Consider the following 15,063-nt stretch of genomic DNA (forward strand, 5'->3'; position numbering starts at 1 on the left):
GTGTATCGCTTAACTTCTGCCTGTTGAGCCAAATCCGCCTTCGCCTCTTTGTGTGTCGGAAAGCTCGGTTGTTTCAACAATCTCGGGAGTAAGAACAGGTGCTATTACCATCTGTGCAATGCGCTCGTCGGGCTCAATAACATACGGCTTGTCCGAAACATTGCAAAGTCCGACGCAAATTTCTCCCCTGTAATCGCTGTCAATAACGCCTACACCGTTTGAAAGGCATATTCCGTGTTTAACTCCGAGTCCGCTGCGTGCATAAAGAAATGCGGCGCAGGTGTTGTCGGGAAGTTCAATTGCAATGCCTGTCGGCACAATTGTAAGCTGACCCGGCGCAAGGGTGATGTTGTGTTCAATACAGGCGTAAAGGTCCATACCTGCCGAGCCGTTTGTGGCTCTTTTTGGAATTTTTGCGTTATCTTTAAGTTTTTTTATTTTAAGCTTCATGATTACTTTCCTTCATTTCTTGCAATTTTTTGCATAATTAATTCATTTTGTGATTTTATTTTTCGATATTAAAATTATCATTCGGAATATTAAAAAATTAAATTTCTCAAGAGGAAATTTTTATTTTTCCTTAATCCAATTATTAAAATGTTTGACATTATTGACATACTATTCAACACCCCGTGTGTACAAACCACGTGTGAATTTACCTTTCAACATTGAAAAGTCATTAAAATTCGAAATGTTTTCAACGTTTTCCACATAGTTTTCCACATTGAACCGCAAAATTTCAAAACTTGTACGCAATTTTGAAATTTCGTTAACAGAAACAAAAACGGGCACGCAATTCAGAATTTCCGTGCAGTTGCCGTCGCATTTTAAATAAAACTTTTTTCCTTTTCTGTCCGTCAATTTTGAGCGTTTTTTGCAGGATTTGCAATTTATTCCCTCACTTTTGACAGGGCAGTTTCGGCAAAGCATAAGTGGAAGATACCCGTAGCGGATTATTCCTCTGCCTATGTTTCCGCCAAGTTTGTTAATTCTGTCAAATGTCAGTTCAAAGCTGAGCTCAACATCTTTTATTCCGTAACTTTCTGCCCAAATCAGGTCATAAGTGTTTACAATATTGAGTCCGAATCCGCCGTGAATGTCATATCCGAGCTGTTTGGCAATATAGAGCGCACCGATGTTGTGGCACAATGCGTCCTTTACGCCTGCTTCTTTTAACACGGCAAGTTGGTGTTCAATTTGTTTTTCACGCCCGAACATTCCTCTCGGAATTTCAACGCCTATATTATAGTTTTCGCTTATAAGTCGCAAAATTTCATTTATATCGGAAAAAAGCGGAACAAATACAATTTCACATTCCTTAAAGCCTTTTCCGATTTTTGTGCCTTTAACAACAGCCCGTGTAGCGTGAGTTTTGTTTGTGTTCAAAGGCAAAGAGTTTGCAAAATTTTCAGAAATATTAATGTCCGATATTTTATAGTTATGAATCAGAGTTCTCTTTTTATCCAATTCGGCAATTGCGTTTCTGCGCAGGTTGTTGATTGCCGAAAGGGGAACAGACGAGTTATCGTCTATCTCAATTTTGATATTTACAAAATGATATGCAGTTCCGCCTGTTTTGTCAAGCTGGGCTCTGCATTTTTCTTTTGAGAGCGGAATTTTGAGTGCCTGTTCGCAAATTATGTCTGATTTTACGGATACGTTGTTTTTGCCGTCCGATATTTCAAGAACGGGTTGCTCGCCGACCTTTGCGGTAAAATTTCCGTTTATTATAATGTTTTGTATTTCGTCTTTATATGATTGCCGTATTGATGAGAACAGTTTCTCGTTTGCGGAAACAACGTCCGTTTTGGTGCGAGTGCCAAACATATCTTTTCCGGTTTTTCCGGTAAAATAACCGTCGGTAAATCCCGTGCGGGAAAATATGCTTCGCAAAATTTCATTTGTTTTTTCACTTATAAACCCAAAGTCCCTTTGCTCACGGCAGGCTCTTACGGCGGCGGCAACGTATTCGGGCCGTTTCATTCTGCCCTCAATCTTTGCCGAAGCCACGCCGATTTCTTCAAGCTCAGCAATGTGGTTTACAAGGCTGTTGTCCTTTAGGCTGAGTGCGTGACCACCCTTTGAATCGTTTACCGAAAACGGAAGCCGACAGGTCTGGGCGCAGGCTCCCCGGTTGCCGCTTCGTGAACCGAGCATTGCGCTGAAATAGCATTGTCCCGACGCGCACATACACAATGCTCCGTGAACAAATACCTCAAGCTCAATCGGAACCTTTGCGGCTTCTTTTATTTCGTCTTTGCTCATCTCACGCGACAGAACCACTCTTTTGAAGCCAAGCTCATAAAGTGCCTTGACGCCCGAAGCCGTGTGTACGCTCATTTGTGTTGAAGCGTGGAGCGGCAAGTCAGGGGCAATTTCGTGTGCCAGCCGTGCCACTCCCATATTCTGAATAATAAGTGCGTCTGCGTCAGCCTTTGCGGCAATTGTTATCGCTTTTTTTAGCTGTTCAAACTCATCGTCAAATACAATTGTATTGATTGTAACGTACAGCTTAACACCGTGAATGTGGCAGTACGCAACAGCCTTAGTCAGTTCTTCTTCGTCAAAGTTTTGAGCCGAGGCACGGGCAGAAAACATTTTTTCGCCCACATAAACGGCGTCGGCTCCGCTTCTTACTGCGGCAACAACACTGTCGTAGCCGCCTGCCGGCGCAAGAATTTCAATTCTGTTGTTTTTCATATTTAATCTGTTTTTCCTTTGCTGTTGTCTTCAAACAGAGAATATTGTCTCATCGGAACATAGCCCATCAGTTTTTCGGCTTTTTTCTCCTGCACCGTTTTTTCAAACTTTTTTTGATTGGCGGAAAGTTGCTTGTTGTCGCCTGAATTTCTCAACTCATCATTTTCTATAATAAGTTGTCTGAGCTGGTCTTCAAGCACTTTTACACGCTTTGAAAGGTGCGTGTTTTCATTAATAGCTTCTGTTAGCTTTTCTTTGTACTCACGGCAGGATTTATTAAGCTCGTTTGAGTGAGCTATGATTTGGTCTGCTTTTGCAACAAGGTCTGCGTTTTTTTGAATAGCTTTGTTGCGGTCGTCACAAAAATCAAGGGCGGCTAAAACCGCACAGTCACGTGTGTCAAGCTGACTGCTGTGAACCGCCGCACTGCGGATGCAGTCTGTTACTTCTGATGCAACACCCTCAACATAGCTTTGGTCGTCGGACGTTATTATTGCATAGTTGCGCCCCTCAATCTGAACGCTGACTTTGTTTTTATTCATAATAAAGACTCCTCTTCATATACAAATATCCATAATAAATTATAATATAAAAATCATAAATAGAAAAGGGGATTTTTGATTTTGTAACTATATTTTACCTTTTTCGACCTGTTTTTTGCAGTGACGATTTAAAATGTCGAAAAAAACGGACGACTGAAAAATCAATCGTCCGCAATGTTTTGTGTGCAAATTTATTTTTTTATCATTCTGCCGTTTACAAAGACATAGTCGCTGTCGGAAGTATCGCTTGCGGCAGCAATTGCGTCCTGTTCACGCTGTTCTTCGATTTTCTTCTCGTCAATCGGTTTTGTCGAAAAACTTCCTACGGAGTCCTGAAGTCCCTTTGATATTATGGCGGTTGAAATGTAGCTGTACAAAAGGGGATACAGCGCAACTACAATTGCAAGTGTAACAAAGTACATAGCGTCTCTTGAAAAGACAAAGGCTAATATTGTTACCGCAGTAACGGCAGCCAAAAACACAAGGGCTATAAGGTTGCGGAGAATTTTTCCGAACACAAGCAGAAAAGCGTTTTTATAAATATCTTTGAGTTTGAGTTCGTAGGTAATCTCCATAATCGGAACGTAGAACATCATTACTATGAGTATTGCGACAAAAATCATATAGATTGTAAGCACAGAGCCAAACACGACATCTGTTTGAGATAAAGTATAGTAATATAGGATTGCAAACATTCCGAATGCAATAATCATATAAAGAACCACGCCGTGAATAAGAAATCTTTTAAGGTTATCTTTTACAGCAGTAAAAAATGTTTTAAAAAGCGGCGGCTCTTGTTTTTCAACCGCATATTTTCTTATTATCATTACAAGTCCCGCATAAAAAGGAAACGACGGTATTAATCCGAGTCCCCAAATGATGACATTGTTAAATCCGGTAAGATAACTTATCAAAACAAATATGCCTGTGAATACAGCAAGCGGAACGGAATACATCAGTCCGGCTGTAAACAGCTTTGGAAAAAATCTGAAAAATCTTGAAAATGCCGATTGTTTAAATTTGTTCATATTATTATATCCTTTGCAAAGTATTACAATAAATTCTATCAAATATGCAGAACGATTTCAATAGATATTTAAGAATATTTGTTGTTACAATAATGTAAATCAGGGATTTTTTAGAAAGGTATTGTAATAATTTGTATAAAAACATCAGTATAATACGCAAGTTGTATTGTTAAAAATTGTAACGATTTTCGACAATAAATTTGCAACTGCATAAAAAAAATAAAAAAATAACGTCAAAACTATTGCAATTTTATAAGACGTGTGTTATTCTTAGGTTAATGACGAAAGAGACGGCACGTTACTTTCGCAGTCAGCCTGAGGCTTTTCAGGTAAATATTTAGAAACTAAGGTGAAAGAAATGAAAAGGAAAAACATCACAAGAATTTCTGCACTGGCACTTGCAGGTCTTATGTCTGTTTCAGCTCTTGCAGGTTGCGGAAACAGCAGCTCTTCAAGCAGCACAGATTCAAAGGCTGAAAGCTCGGCAGCAGGCGACGCTTCAAAGGGTAAAGTTTATTATCTTAACTTCAAGCCTGAACAGGATGCAGCTTGGCAGAAGCTTGCAAAGGCTTATACAGACGAAACAGGCGTTAACGTAACCGTTAAGACAGCTGCAGAAGGTACATATGAAAGTACATTGACTTCTGAAATGGATAAGTCTGAGGCTCCTACACTCTTCCAGGTAAACGGTCCTGTTGGTCTTGCAAACTGGAAAGACTATTGTGCAGACTTGAGCACATCTGATATTTATAAGCAGCTTACTTCAGATGATTATGCACTTAAAGACGGCGACTCGGTTTACGGTATTGCTTATGTTATCGAGTCATACGGCATTATCTATAATAAGGAACTTCTTCAGAAGTATTGTGATTCTGACTTTGCTACTGTTAAGTCAATTGATGACATTAACAGCTTTGATAAGCTCAAGACTGTTGCTGAAGAAATTCAGGCAAACGCAAGTGCTCTCGGCGTAAAGGGTGCTTTCTCATCAGCAGGTATGGATGAATCTTCTGACTGGAGATTTAAGACTCACCTTGCTAACCTCCCGATTTACTTCGAGTATAAGGACGAGAACGAAACTTCAACTCCTGCAATCAAGGGCACATATCTTGACAACTACAAGAACATCTTTGATCTTTATATCAACAACTCAACTTGCTCACCGTCTGACCTTGCAAGCAAAACTGCAACAGATTCTGAAACAGAATTCTCATCAGGCGAGGCTGTATTCTTCCAGAACGGTTCTTGGGAATACTCAGCACTCACAACAGCAGGCATGACAGACGATCAGCTCGGTATGCTCCCAATCTACATTGGTGTTGGCGACGAAGCTAAGCAGGGCCTTTGCACAGGTTCTGAGAACTACTGGTGCGTAAACAGCAAGGCAAGTGCTGACGACCAGGCTGCTACACTTGACTTCATCAACTGGTGTGTTACAAGCGATGCAGGCACAAAGGCTATGGCAACAGATATGAACTTTGTAATTCCTTTCAAGGCTGCTCAGGAAACAAACAACGTATTTGTTAAGATGGACAAAGCAAACACAGAAGCAGGCAAAACACCTGTAAGCTGGAACTTCACAACAATGCCGAGCGAAGACTGGAAAAACGGCGTTGGTACAGCTCTTACACAGTATGCAGCAGGCAAAGGCTCTTGGGACGATGTTGTAAAGGCATTCGTTGACGGTTGGGCAACAGAGTACGCTGCAAACAATTCGTAATTAATTTATAGCAAATACAGCTATATAGCAAAATTTCGGTAGGGGGGCGGTTTTCGCTCCCCTACTTTTCAGAGAGGCAAGTCTTATGTTTAAAAAACCAAAAAGAAAATTATATTTTCTTATATTTGTTCTTCCAACGCTTGCTGCATTTATGATCGGTTTTGTGTATCCTTTCTTTCAGGGAATATACTTGTCGTTTTGTAAATTCAGAACGACGAGCGACGCAACATTCATCGGTTTTGATAACTATGTAAAAGCGTTCCAGAATGAAGGCTTTTTAAGAGCGTTCTGGTTTACCGCGCTGTTTGTTATCGTATCGGTAATTTTAATTAATGTGATTGCGTTTGCCGTTGCATATGTTCTCACGCTTGGAATTCGCGGTTCAAACATTTTCAGAACCGTGTTCTTTATGCCGAACCTTATCGGCGGAATTATTTTGGGCTATATTTGGCAGCTTATTTTCAACGGAATTTTAATGAATTTTGACTCAAACATCGCGCTTAATGCCACGTTTGGTTTCTGGGGATTGATTATCCTTATGTGTTGGCAGCAAGCAGGTTATATGATGATTATTTATATAGCGGGATTCCAGAGCGTGCCGGCAGATTTGTATGAAGCCGCACGCATTGACGGCGCAGGCAAGGGTCAGCTTCTTCGCAATGTTACTTTGCCGATGATGATGCCGTCAATCACAATCTGCACATTCCTTACGCTCACAAACTCATTCAAACTGTTTGACCAGAACCTTGCCCTTACAGGCGGTGCGCCGGGTGTTGTTTCATCAAGCGGTTCGATGATTTATCAGACAGAAATGCTCGCGCTTAATATCTACAACACATTCTATAAGAATCAGAACTCCCGTGGTGTCGGACAGGCAGAGGGTGTTATCTTCTTCCTTGTTGTTGTGGTTATTGCTCTTGCACAGCTTTACTTTACAAGAAAAAGAGAGGTGCAGCAGTAATGGCAAAAGTAAAAGTGAAAGAAAAGCCTGTAAAGAAAAAACAAACTCTTGGTATGAAAATTCTGAGTGTGATTTTCACAATCATATCAATATTTTATGTTATACCTGTTTTTGTTGTACTGATGGACTCTTTTAAGACCAATGCAGGCATAAGTAAATCGCCGTTTGCATTCCCGACATCAGAAACATTCAGTGGCTTAGACAGTTATATAACAGGTATGTTTTACGGCAACTTTCCGTTTTGGAGAACAATTTTGTGCAGCTTTTTCATTACAATCTGCGGCGTTGTACTGATACTTTTGTGCACATCAATGTGTGCATGGTATCTCAATCGCTCTAACTCGATTGTATGTAAAATAATCTATTATTTCTGCATATTCTCAATGGTTGTACCGTTCCAGATGGTAATGTTCACTCTTTCCAAAACAGCGGATAATCTTCATCTTACCACTCCTTGGGGTATTTTGATTATTTACCTTGGATTCGGTGCCGGACTTGCGGTATTTATGTTCTCAGGATTTGTAAAATCAATTCCTATTGAAATAGAAGAGGCGGCTGATGTTGACGGAGCAGGTCCTTTGAAAACTTTCTTCGGAATCGTGCTTCCGATAATGAAGCCAACCTTTATTTCTGTTGCAATCCTTGAAACAATGTGGATTTGGAACGACTATTTGCTTCCTTACCTGATTTTGGACAAGTCTTACAGAACAATTCCTATTCACATTCAGTACCTCAACGGTTCTTACGGCCATTCTGATACAAGTGCTATTATGGCTCTTATTGTGCTTAGTATTATTCCTATTGTAATATTCTACTTTGCTTGTCAGAAGTATATTATTGAGGGCGTTGTTGCAGGTGCCGTAAAGGGTTAATTTATTTACAGCGTTTTATATCAAATTGAAAAGTCGGAACACCGTTTGTGCTCCGACTTTTTGTGTTTTTATACAACATAAATGATGTTATTTTCAGACGATTATATCAGTGCCTTTGCTAATGATATGAGTAACTGTTTGTTTTAATCACAGGTTGTCCGAATAAACAGCTCTGCAACCGCCGATATATTTTGGTCGGGTGCGTGCTGCAAGCAAAATTGCACTTCCGATGTGGTCAAGGCTTAGCCTTGTCGGTACGGCAACCCTTTTAAGATGCATTCCGATAAGAGTTCCGCCAATGTCGAGACCTGCGTCGGCTTTGATTTCTTCAAGTGCAACAGGATTTTTAAATGTTTTGTAGGCTGTTGTGGCAAATGAGCCGCCTGCCTTTGGCTGGGGAACAACATTTACAATCTCATAGTTCGGCACTGCTTCGCGCTCAACTATTATCGCTCTGTTAAGATGTTCGCAGCATTGTGCAGCAAGGTATATTTCTCTTGACTGCAATACTTCGTAAATACCTTTAAACACAGCTTCCGCAGTTTCAAGACTTGAATTTTTGCCGATAGTTCCGCCTGCAACTTCGCTTGATGAACAACCGACAACCATAATATCGCCTTTTTTGAGTTTTGCAGCATCGCATAATTCGCTTGCCGCTTGTCTTGCTTGTCTATAAATTTCTTCATTCATATTTGTCATCTCCGTTTTTATCCTTGCATACTTTATTATATCACAGCATTGCAGAAAATAAAATATAAGCAATATAAAATTGCACATAATTATGCAATCTTTTAAACTTTTGAGGTATAAAAAACGGAACGACATTCCGTTTTTCAACATATTATGCAGTACAACGCAATGTGTTTGTGATAACAAAAGGAAAGGATTGAGAAATATGAAAAACAAATTTAAGCAATGGGCAAAAGCGGCAGGAGTAAGGGCGCTGAAAACGGCTGCACAAACAGTTGTTGCAACAATCGGAACAACAGCAATGTTTGACGAGATTAACTGGGCGGTTGTGGGCTCAACAACATTGCTTACGGCGGTGCTCTCAATACTCACATCAATTGCAGGCTTGCCCGAGGTGAACGGAGATTAAAAATGAATTATAAAGGTAAAAAAGGAGTTGACATTTCATCGGTAAACGGTGATGTTGACATTCAAAAAATAAAGGACGCAGGTTATGACTTCGTTATGATACGCTGCGGCTTTGGCTCAGACATCAAGTCGCAGGACGACAGTCAGTTTGAAAACAATGTGCGAAAGTGCGAAAAAATCGGTATGCCCTGGGGAACGTATCTTTATTCGTATGCGCTTACTGTGGACGAGGCAAAGAGCGAAGCCGAACACGTTATACGTCTGCTGAAAAATAAAAAGCCATCGTTCCCGGTGGCTTTTGATATGGAGGATGCAGACGGTTATAAGTCAAAAAACGGTATGCCGAGCAATTCAACGTTGAAAAATATTTGCAAAACATTCTTAAGCAGAATAAAAGGCGCAGGATACTATCCAATGCTATATGCAAGCTTGAGCTGGCTTAATAATCAGCTCAATGATTCTGAGTTGCTGAACAATTATGATATTTGGGTTGCACAATGGAACTCAACTTGTGACTATCAAAAAGATGCAGGAATGTGGCAGTACGGCGGAGAAGTTAATTATCTTGAAAGCAACAGCATAGACGGTGTTGGAGTGGTTGATAAAAACAAGTGCTTCAAGGACTATCCGACTATAATCAAAAAGGGCAACTGGAACAATTGGTCTGACGGTGACAGCGGAAGCGTAGGCGGTTCGGATAATCAGGATAAAAAGCCTGAAGTGACTTACTGCGTAAAAACTTTAAAGCGTGGCTGGCTGCCGACTGTAAAAGACTTAGAAGATTACGCAGGCGTGTCGGGTGACAAGATTGTTGCGTTTGCCGTAAAGGTGAGCAAGGGCAGTGTTTGGTATCAGGCGCACGTAAAAGGCGGCAGTTGGCTGCCAAAGGTTACTGGGTTCTCAACAACTGACACAAATAAGTATGCAGGCAACGGTCAGGAGATTGACGCAGTACGAATTTATTACGAAACACCCAGCAATATGCTGAATAACAATGTTTATAAAGCAAAATACAGGACGAGCCGAGTGGGGGCAGACTATTACAGCTGGCAATACGATGACGAAAAATCGAACGGTCAGGACGGTTATGCAGGCTCTTTCGGCAAATCTATGGATAAATTGCAGATTACACTCGACAGATAAGATAACCTAAGAGCAGATGTTTAATGTTTTTATGGCGAGAGCTGTATCAGGATGTCGGAGGGAGTTATAATCTCCCTCTGAAACATTCAGAAACTAATGCTATTTTGCATTTATTGTAAGCCTATTACAATTTTTAATCTACCAAAGGCAAAAGAAAAAACGGGGCGAATTTTTTCGTCCCGTTGTTGTATATGTGGTATTTTATTTGTTTTGTGCGTTATCCCTGCCTTGGCTCTCGGCAATTTGTTTTTTCAGATTTTCCTTGCCGACTGCAAGCATAAGCTTTATTCTGTTTTCTTGGTTTACCTTTGGAGCACCCGGGTCATAGTCGATTGTAACAATGTTTGCATTGGGCTTAATTTCACGAATTTTGCGGATTGCGCCCTTGCCGTTGATGTGGTTTGGCAAACAGCCGAAAGGCTGTGTACATACAATGTTTTCATATCCGGTTTCGGCAAGCTCAAGCATTTCTGCCGTGAGCAGCCAACCCTCGCCCATCTTACTGCCGTATCCGATTACGCCCTTAACAAGCTCCTTGGTGTGGGCATATCTGTGCGGAGGAACAAAGCCGTATTTTTCGGCTGCGTCAATCATCAAACCCTCAAGTTTGGTAAGATAGTTCAAAAGCATCTTACAGAATTTGTATTTTATCTTGCTGCCGCCAAATAACTTGTAGTCCTCAATTCGGTTGTCAACCTTAAACGAAGCAAATCCCATAAGTCCCGGGATATAAACCTCGCAGTCCTGCGAAGCAAGAAAGTCCTCCAGTCCGTTGTTAGCCATCTTTGAGTATTTTACATATATCTCGCCTACAATGCCTACCTTGACTTTCGGAACCTTATTTAGAGGAATTTTTGAAAAAGATTTTGTAATCTTGTCAAGATTTTCGTCAACTTCTTCAAGGGTATAGCCTCTGCCCTCAATCAGCATTTGCGAAATTTTCTCGCTCCAGTCGGCAACAAGTTGCATACTTTCGCCCTTGTTGAATTCATAAGGCTTTGTTTGATTAGACAACAGCATAAGCTGGTCGCCGTAAACAAGACCGCCCATAAAACGTCTGATAAGAGGCAAGGTGAGGGAAAATCCGCTGTTTTTCTCCATTCCGAATGAAAGCGAGATAACAGGAACAAATTCAAGACCTGCTTTTTTAAGGGCTTTTCTCAGCAAGAATATGTAGTTTGACGCACGGCAACCGCCGCCGGTCTGTGTTATCATAAGCGCAGTTTTGTGAACGTCATACTTTCCGCTTTGCAAAGCGTGAATAAACTGACCGATTACAAGCAAAGCAGGATAACAGGTATCGTTGTGAACATATTTAAGTCCGGTTTGTGCAATTTCAGGACCCGTAGTTTCAAGAAGTTCGGATGTGTAGCCGTAATGTCTGAACACATTTTGCAAAATTCTGAAATGAATGGGTGACATATTAGGCATTAGAATCGTGTATTCCTTTTTCATCTGCTTTGTAAACAGCAGACGGCCTGTTTTTTTGTCATATTTAAGTTCAGCCATATTACAATCCTTTCAATTTATAAATTAGTCGTTGTCAATTGCGGCAAGCAAGCTTCTTATACGAATTTTTACAGCGCCCAAATTTGTAATTTCGTCGATTTTTATCTGTGTATAAATTTTGTTGTTGCGCTCAAGAATTTCTCTTACTTCATCTGTCGTTATTGCGTCAACGCCGCATCCGAATGATACAAGCTGTACAAGCTCCATATCCTTTCGGGTTGAAACATATTTTGCGGCAGCATAAAGACGTGAGTGATATGTCCATTGGTTGAGAACGTGTGTGTTGAACTTCTCAACCCTCGGTGAAACTACGTCTTCGCTGATGATTGCAACATTAAATCCTGATATAAGCTTGTCAATGCCGTGGTTTATCTCAGGGTCAATGTGATAAGGTCTGCCTGCAAGAACAAAAATAAGCTTGCCCTCTTTTTCAGCCTTTTCAATTATCTCATTACCCTTGGCAATTACTTTCTTTCTGTAATTGTCCTGTTCCTCATACGCCTTTTTGGCGGCTATCCTTACTTCATTAAGTGTAAGGTCGGGGAAGTGGAAAGATAGTTTTTCATAGGCTTTGTTAGGGAAGTCCTTTGGACGGTGAATGCCAAAGTAATCCTTTATAAAGTGCACTTTGTTTATGTCTTTCATATTATTCTTAATAACTTCCGGGTAATATGCTACAACAGGGCAGTTGTAGTGATTGTCACCCAGATGTTCGTCAAAGTTATAGGTCAGGCAGGGATAGAATATTGTTTCGGCACCCTGGTCAATAAGCGTTTGTACGTGACCGTGCATTAACTTTGCGGGGAAGCAAACCGTGTCGCTCGGAATGGTCTGCTGACCTCTCTGATACAGCTTTCGGCTTGAATGGGGCGACTTGAAAACTTCAAACTTCAGTTCGGTAAAGAATCTGTACCAGAACGGATACAATTCGTACATATTAAGTCCCATCGGAATACCGAGTTTTCCTCTTACGCCCTCAACAGGCTTGTAGGAGTCAAGCAATTTAAGCTTGTAGCTGTACATATTCATATCGTTTGACGGAACACGCTTTGTGATTGGTCGCTCGCATCTGTTTCCGGCAATGAATTTTCTGCCGCCGCCAAACGAATTTATGGTAAGTCTGCAATTATTATTGCAAAGACCGCAGTTTGTATTTTTTATTTCGTGAACAAAGTTTTTAAGTGCTTCAGTATTTGCAAGCGTACTGTCAGCCTTTCCTTTTGACTTTTTCTTTGCATAAAGGGCAGCGCCGTAAGCTCCCATAAGACCGGCAATGTTTGGTCTTACTACTTCAACGCCCATTTCCTGCTCAAAAGCACGAAGCACGGCGTCGTTGAGGAATGTTCCGCCCTGAACAACGATTCTTTTTCCAAGCTCGTCAGGACTTGAAGCACGGATAACCTTGTACAGCGCATTTTTAACAACGCTGAGAGAAAGACCTGCCGATATATCTTCAATTGTTGCGCCGTCTTTCTGAGCCTGCTTTACGCTTGAGTTCATAAATACAGTGCAGCGTGAACCAAGGTCAACCGGACGTCTTGCAAACAGTCCGAGTTTTGAGAAATCAGCAATTTCATAGCCGAGAGCGTTTGCGAAAGTCTGCAAAAAGCTTCCGCAGCCCGAAGAACAGGCTTCGTTCAAAAAGATATTGTCAATAGCTCCGTTGTGAATTTTGAAGCACTTGATGTCCTGTCCGCCGATGTCAATGATAAATTCAACGTCAGGCATAAAATATTTTGCCGCAGTAAAGTGAGCTATGGTTTCAACAACGCCGTAATCAACGTCAAATGCATTCTTTATAATGTCTTCACCATAACCTGTAACGGCTGAAGAAGCAACCTTAATATCCGGATTAATAGAATATACTTCCTCAAGAAATTCCTTGATAATCTCTACCGGATTACCTTTTGACTGTATATATTTTGAATACAGCAGTTCACCGTCTTCGTTAAGAACAACGCCTTTAACGGTGGTGGAGCCGGCGTCCATTCCGATGTATGCCTTGCCTTTGTAGCCTTTAAGTTCTTTTTGCTTTACATCGGCTTTTGCGTGGCGCTGTGTGAACTTTTTGTATTCTTCTTCATTTTCAAAAAGAGGCGGATTGAAAGCAAAGTTGCCCGAGCCTCTGTAATGCTTTACCTGTTCAATAACTTTGTCGAAGTCAATTTTCTTTTCAGCACAAAGAGCGGCACCGCTGGAAACATAGTACAGAGAATTTTCAGGGCAAATGCCTTTGGTATTAAGGGTAGTGTCAAAACATTTTCTGAGTTCGCTCATAAATGTGAGAGGTCCGCCGAGATATACAATCTGACCCTCAATTTCTCTGCCCTGAGCAAGACCCGCAACGGTTTGGCTTACAACTGCATTGAAAATGCTTTCTGCAATGTCTGCCTTTCTTGCGCCTTGGTTTAGGAGCGGCTGAATATCTGTTTTTGCAAACACGCCGCAACGTGAAGCAATGGTATATGTTCTTTCGTGCTTCTTTGCAAGGTCATCAAGCTCCTCAAGTGGAACGTTGAGCAGGGTTGCCATCTGGTCAATAAACGCACCCGTACCGCCGGCGCAGGTTCCGTTCATACGAACCTCAAGTCCGTTTGTAAGGAACAGAATTTTTGCGTCCTCGCCGCCAAGCTCTATTACTACGTCCGTACCCGGAAGAAAAGTGTTTGCGGCAATTCGTGTTGCGTAAACCTCTTGAATAAAGTCAATGCCGCATGCCTGGGCAACACCCATACCGGCAGAACCTGACATTGCAACATACGCGCCCTCTACACCGTCAATTTTAGAACATACAGTGTTAAGAATTTCTGCAGTTTTGTCGGTGATTTGTGAGTAATGGCGTTCATATGTGCTGTAAATCAGCTTGTTATCGTTGTCAAGCACAACGCATTTAATTGTTGTTGAACCGATGTCAAGACCAAGTTTCAAGATATTTCCTCCGAAAGCCGAATTGGCACTTAATAATTAGTTAGTTGTTATAATAAATTTTACATACCAATCTATTATAATATTTTAAAAATATTTTTTAATTCCGATAAAGAATAATTATAACTTTGATTTATTTTACCATTTATAATCATTAAAATCAATGTACACTTGGTGCATTATGTTGATAAATTTAGAATGAGTAATGACCGACATTTTTAAATTAAATAAACAATTATATATAAAATGGGGACTAACTGTATTGATTGTTATAAAACACTTTAATGTTTCAAATCTTTTGGTACAGTATTAAAAATTAAGATTAAGACAGTGGAGTCTATTTGTGCTATATTATATATGTATAGCAAAATTAAAGAAAACTAAGAATAGTGATATAAAAAAACAAAAATCTGTTTCAATGAATAAGTCAATGAATAAGTGTTGGTAACTGCGTTGAGGGAGAATTTTGAATTAATAAAAGGAAATACTGCGGTGCAGATAAAAAGTGTTTTCCAGAAGCATTGGTTACTACGCTGAGAAAGAGTTTTGATTAATAAAAGGAAAT

At 40.6% G+C, this 15,063-nt stretch carries 12 protein-coding genes; 5 read left to right on the plus strand and 7 right to left on the minus strand.

Annotation, left to right across the window (positions count from 1 at the left end; all coding sequences use genetic code 11):
* Positions 1 to 9 precede the first annotated feature (9 nt).
* The 4 genes from dut to BLP46_RS09410 form a co-directional block, all read right to left on the minus strand.
* Positions 10 to 450: a dUTP diphosphatase gene (dut, locus tag BLP46_RS09395; RefSeq protein WP_092978460.1), complete on the minus strand. Its 441-nt coding sequence runs from the start codon at positions 448 to 450 to the stop codon at positions 10 to 12.
* Positions 451 to 618: 168 nt separating this feature from the next.
* Positions 619 to 2,700, minus strand: a complete 2,082-nt coding sequence (locus BLP46_RS09400) for a U32 family peptidase (RefSeq protein ID WP_092978461.1) — start codon at positions 2,698 to 2,700, stop codon at positions 619 to 621.
* A 2-nt stretch (positions 2,701 to 2,702) separates the two neighbouring features.
* Complete coding sequence (locus tag BLP46_RS09405) at positions 2,703 to 3,242, minus strand: cell division protein ZapA (protein WP_092978462.1); 540 nt, start codon at positions 3,240 to 3,242, stop codon at positions 2,703 to 2,705.
* A 191-nt stretch (positions 3,243 to 3,433) separates the two neighbouring features.
* A complete protein-coding gene (locus BLP46_RS09410) occupies positions 3,434 to 4,270 on the minus strand; it encodes a DUF624 domain-containing protein (RefSeq protein WP_092978464.1) in 837 nt (278 codons plus the stop codon).
* 358 nt (positions 4,271 to 4,628) lie between these two features.
* Between BLP46_RS09410 and BLP46_RS09415 the strand changes: the two genes are divergently transcribed.
* The 3 genes from BLP46_RS09415 (at position 4,629) to BLP46_RS09425 (ending at position 7,823) form a co-directional block, all read left to right on the plus strand.
* Complete coding sequence (locus BLP46_RS09415; RefSeq protein ID WP_092978466.1) at positions 4,629 to 5,990, plus strand: ABC transporter substrate-binding protein; 1,362 nt, start codon at positions 4,629 to 4,631, stop codon at positions 5,988 to 5,990.
* An 85-nt stretch (positions 5,991 to 6,075) separates the two neighbouring features.
* A complete protein-coding gene (locus BLP46_RS09420; protein WP_092978468.1) occupies positions 6,076 to 6,951 on the plus strand; it encodes a carbohydrate ABC transporter permease in 876 nt (291 codons plus the stop codon).
* The gene (locus BLP46_RS09425; protein WP_092978470.1) at positions 6,951 to 7,823 is read left to right on the plus strand and encodes a carbohydrate ABC transporter permease; all 873 of its coding nucleotides are present in this window, start codon (positions 6,951 to 6,953) and stop codon (positions 7,821 to 7,823) included. Before BLP46_RS09420 ends, BLP46_RS09425 begins: the two co-directional genes overlap by 1 nt.
* Before the next feature lie 147 nt (positions 7,824 to 7,970).
* Here BLP46_RS09425 and BLP46_RS09430 read toward each other — a convergent pair whose 3' ends face one another.
* The gene (locus BLP46_RS09430; protein WP_092978472.1) at positions 7,971 to 8,513 is read right to left on the minus strand and encodes a TIGR01440 family protein; all 543 of its coding nucleotides are present in this window, start codon (positions 8,511 to 8,513) and stop codon (positions 7,971 to 7,973) included.
* A 205-nt stretch (positions 8,514 to 8,718) separates the two neighbouring features.
* On the opposite strand from BLP46_RS09430, the gene BLP46_RS09435 reads away from it, so the two are divergent.
* On the plus strand, positions 8,719 to 8,922 hold the full coding sequence (locus BLP46_RS09435; RefSeq protein WP_092978474.1) for a holin: 204 nt from the start codon (positions 8,719 to 8,721) through the stop codon (positions 8,920 to 8,922).
* Between the two features lie 2 nt (positions 8,923 to 8,924).
* Complete coding sequence (locus BLP46_RS09440; protein ID WP_092978476.1) at positions 8,925 to 10,064, plus strand: glycoside hydrolase family 25 protein; 1,140 nt, start codon at positions 8,925 to 8,927, stop codon at positions 10,062 to 10,064.
* Positions 10,065 to 10,265: 201 nt separating this feature from the next.
* Here BLP46_RS09440 and BLP46_RS13485 read toward each other — a convergent pair whose 3' ends face one another.
* Positions 10,266 to 11,573, minus strand: coding sequence for a 2-hydroxyacyl-CoA dehydratase (locus tag BLP46_RS13485; RefSeq protein WP_092978478.1), 1,308 nt, complete (start codon positions 11,571 to 11,573; stop codon positions 10,266 to 10,268).
* Between the two features lie 24 nt (positions 11,574 to 11,597).
* Positions 11,598 to 14,501 (minus strand): acyl-CoA dehydratase activase, encoded by a 2,904-nt coding sequence (locus tag BLP46_RS09450; RefSeq protein ID WP_092978480.1) that lies wholly within the window; start codon positions 14,499 to 14,501, stop codon positions 11,598 to 11,600.
* Positions 14,502 to 15,063 lie beyond the last annotated feature (562 nt).

The organism is Ruminococcus sp. YE282 (assembly GCA_900101355.1).
Taxonomy (GTDB): Bacteria; Bacillota; Clostridia; order Oscillospirales; family Acutalibacteraceae; genus Ruminococcoides; species Ruminococcoides bromii_A.

What these genes read in the sequence shown, in the direction of transcription:
- dut (WP_092978460.1), bottom strand. Translation starts at nt 450, where the DNA reads ATGAAGCTTAAAATAAAAAAACTTAAAGATAACGCAAAAATTCCAAAA.
- BLP46_RS09400 (WP_092978461.1), bottom strand. Translation starts at nt 2,700, where the DNA reads ATGAAAAACAACAGAATTGAAATTCTTGCGCCGGCAGGCGGCTACGAC.
- BLP46_RS09405 (WP_092978462.1), bottom strand. Translation starts at nt 3,242, where the DNA reads ATGAATAAAAACAAAGTCAGCGTTCAGATTGAGGGGCGCAACTATGCA.
- BLP46_RS09410 (WP_092978464.1), bottom strand. Translation starts at nt 4,270, where the DNA reads ATGAACAAATTTAAACAATCGGCATTTTCAAGATTTTTCAGATTTTTT.
- BLP46_RS09415 (WP_092978466.1), top strand. Translation starts at nt 4,629, where the DNA reads ATGAAAAGGAAAAACATCACAAGAATTTCTGCACTGGCACTTGCAGGT.
- BLP46_RS09420 (WP_092978468.1), top strand. Translation starts at nt 6,076, where the DNA reads ATGTTTAAAAAACCAAAAAGAAAATTATATTTTCTTATATTTGTTCTT.
- BLP46_RS09425 (WP_092978470.1), top strand. Translation starts at nt 6,951, where the DNA reads ATGGCAAAAGTAAAAGTGAAAGAAAAGCCTGTAAAGAAAAAACAAACT.
- BLP46_RS09430 (WP_092978472.1), bottom strand. Translation starts at nt 8,513, where the DNA reads ATGAATGAAGAAATTTATAGACAAGCAAGACAAGCGGCAAGCGAATTA.
- BLP46_RS09435 (WP_092978474.1), top strand. Translation starts at nt 8,719, where the DNA reads ATGAAAAACAAATTTAAGCAATGGGCAAAAGCGGCAGGAGTAAGGGCG.
- BLP46_RS09440 (WP_092978476.1), top strand. Translation starts at nt 8,925, where the DNA reads ATGAATTATAAAGGTAAAAAAGGAGTTGACATTTCATCGGTAAACGGT.
- BLP46_RS13485 (WP_092978478.1), bottom strand. Translation starts at nt 11,573, where the DNA reads ATGGCTGAACTTAAATATGACAAAAAAACAGGCCGTCTGCTGTTTACA.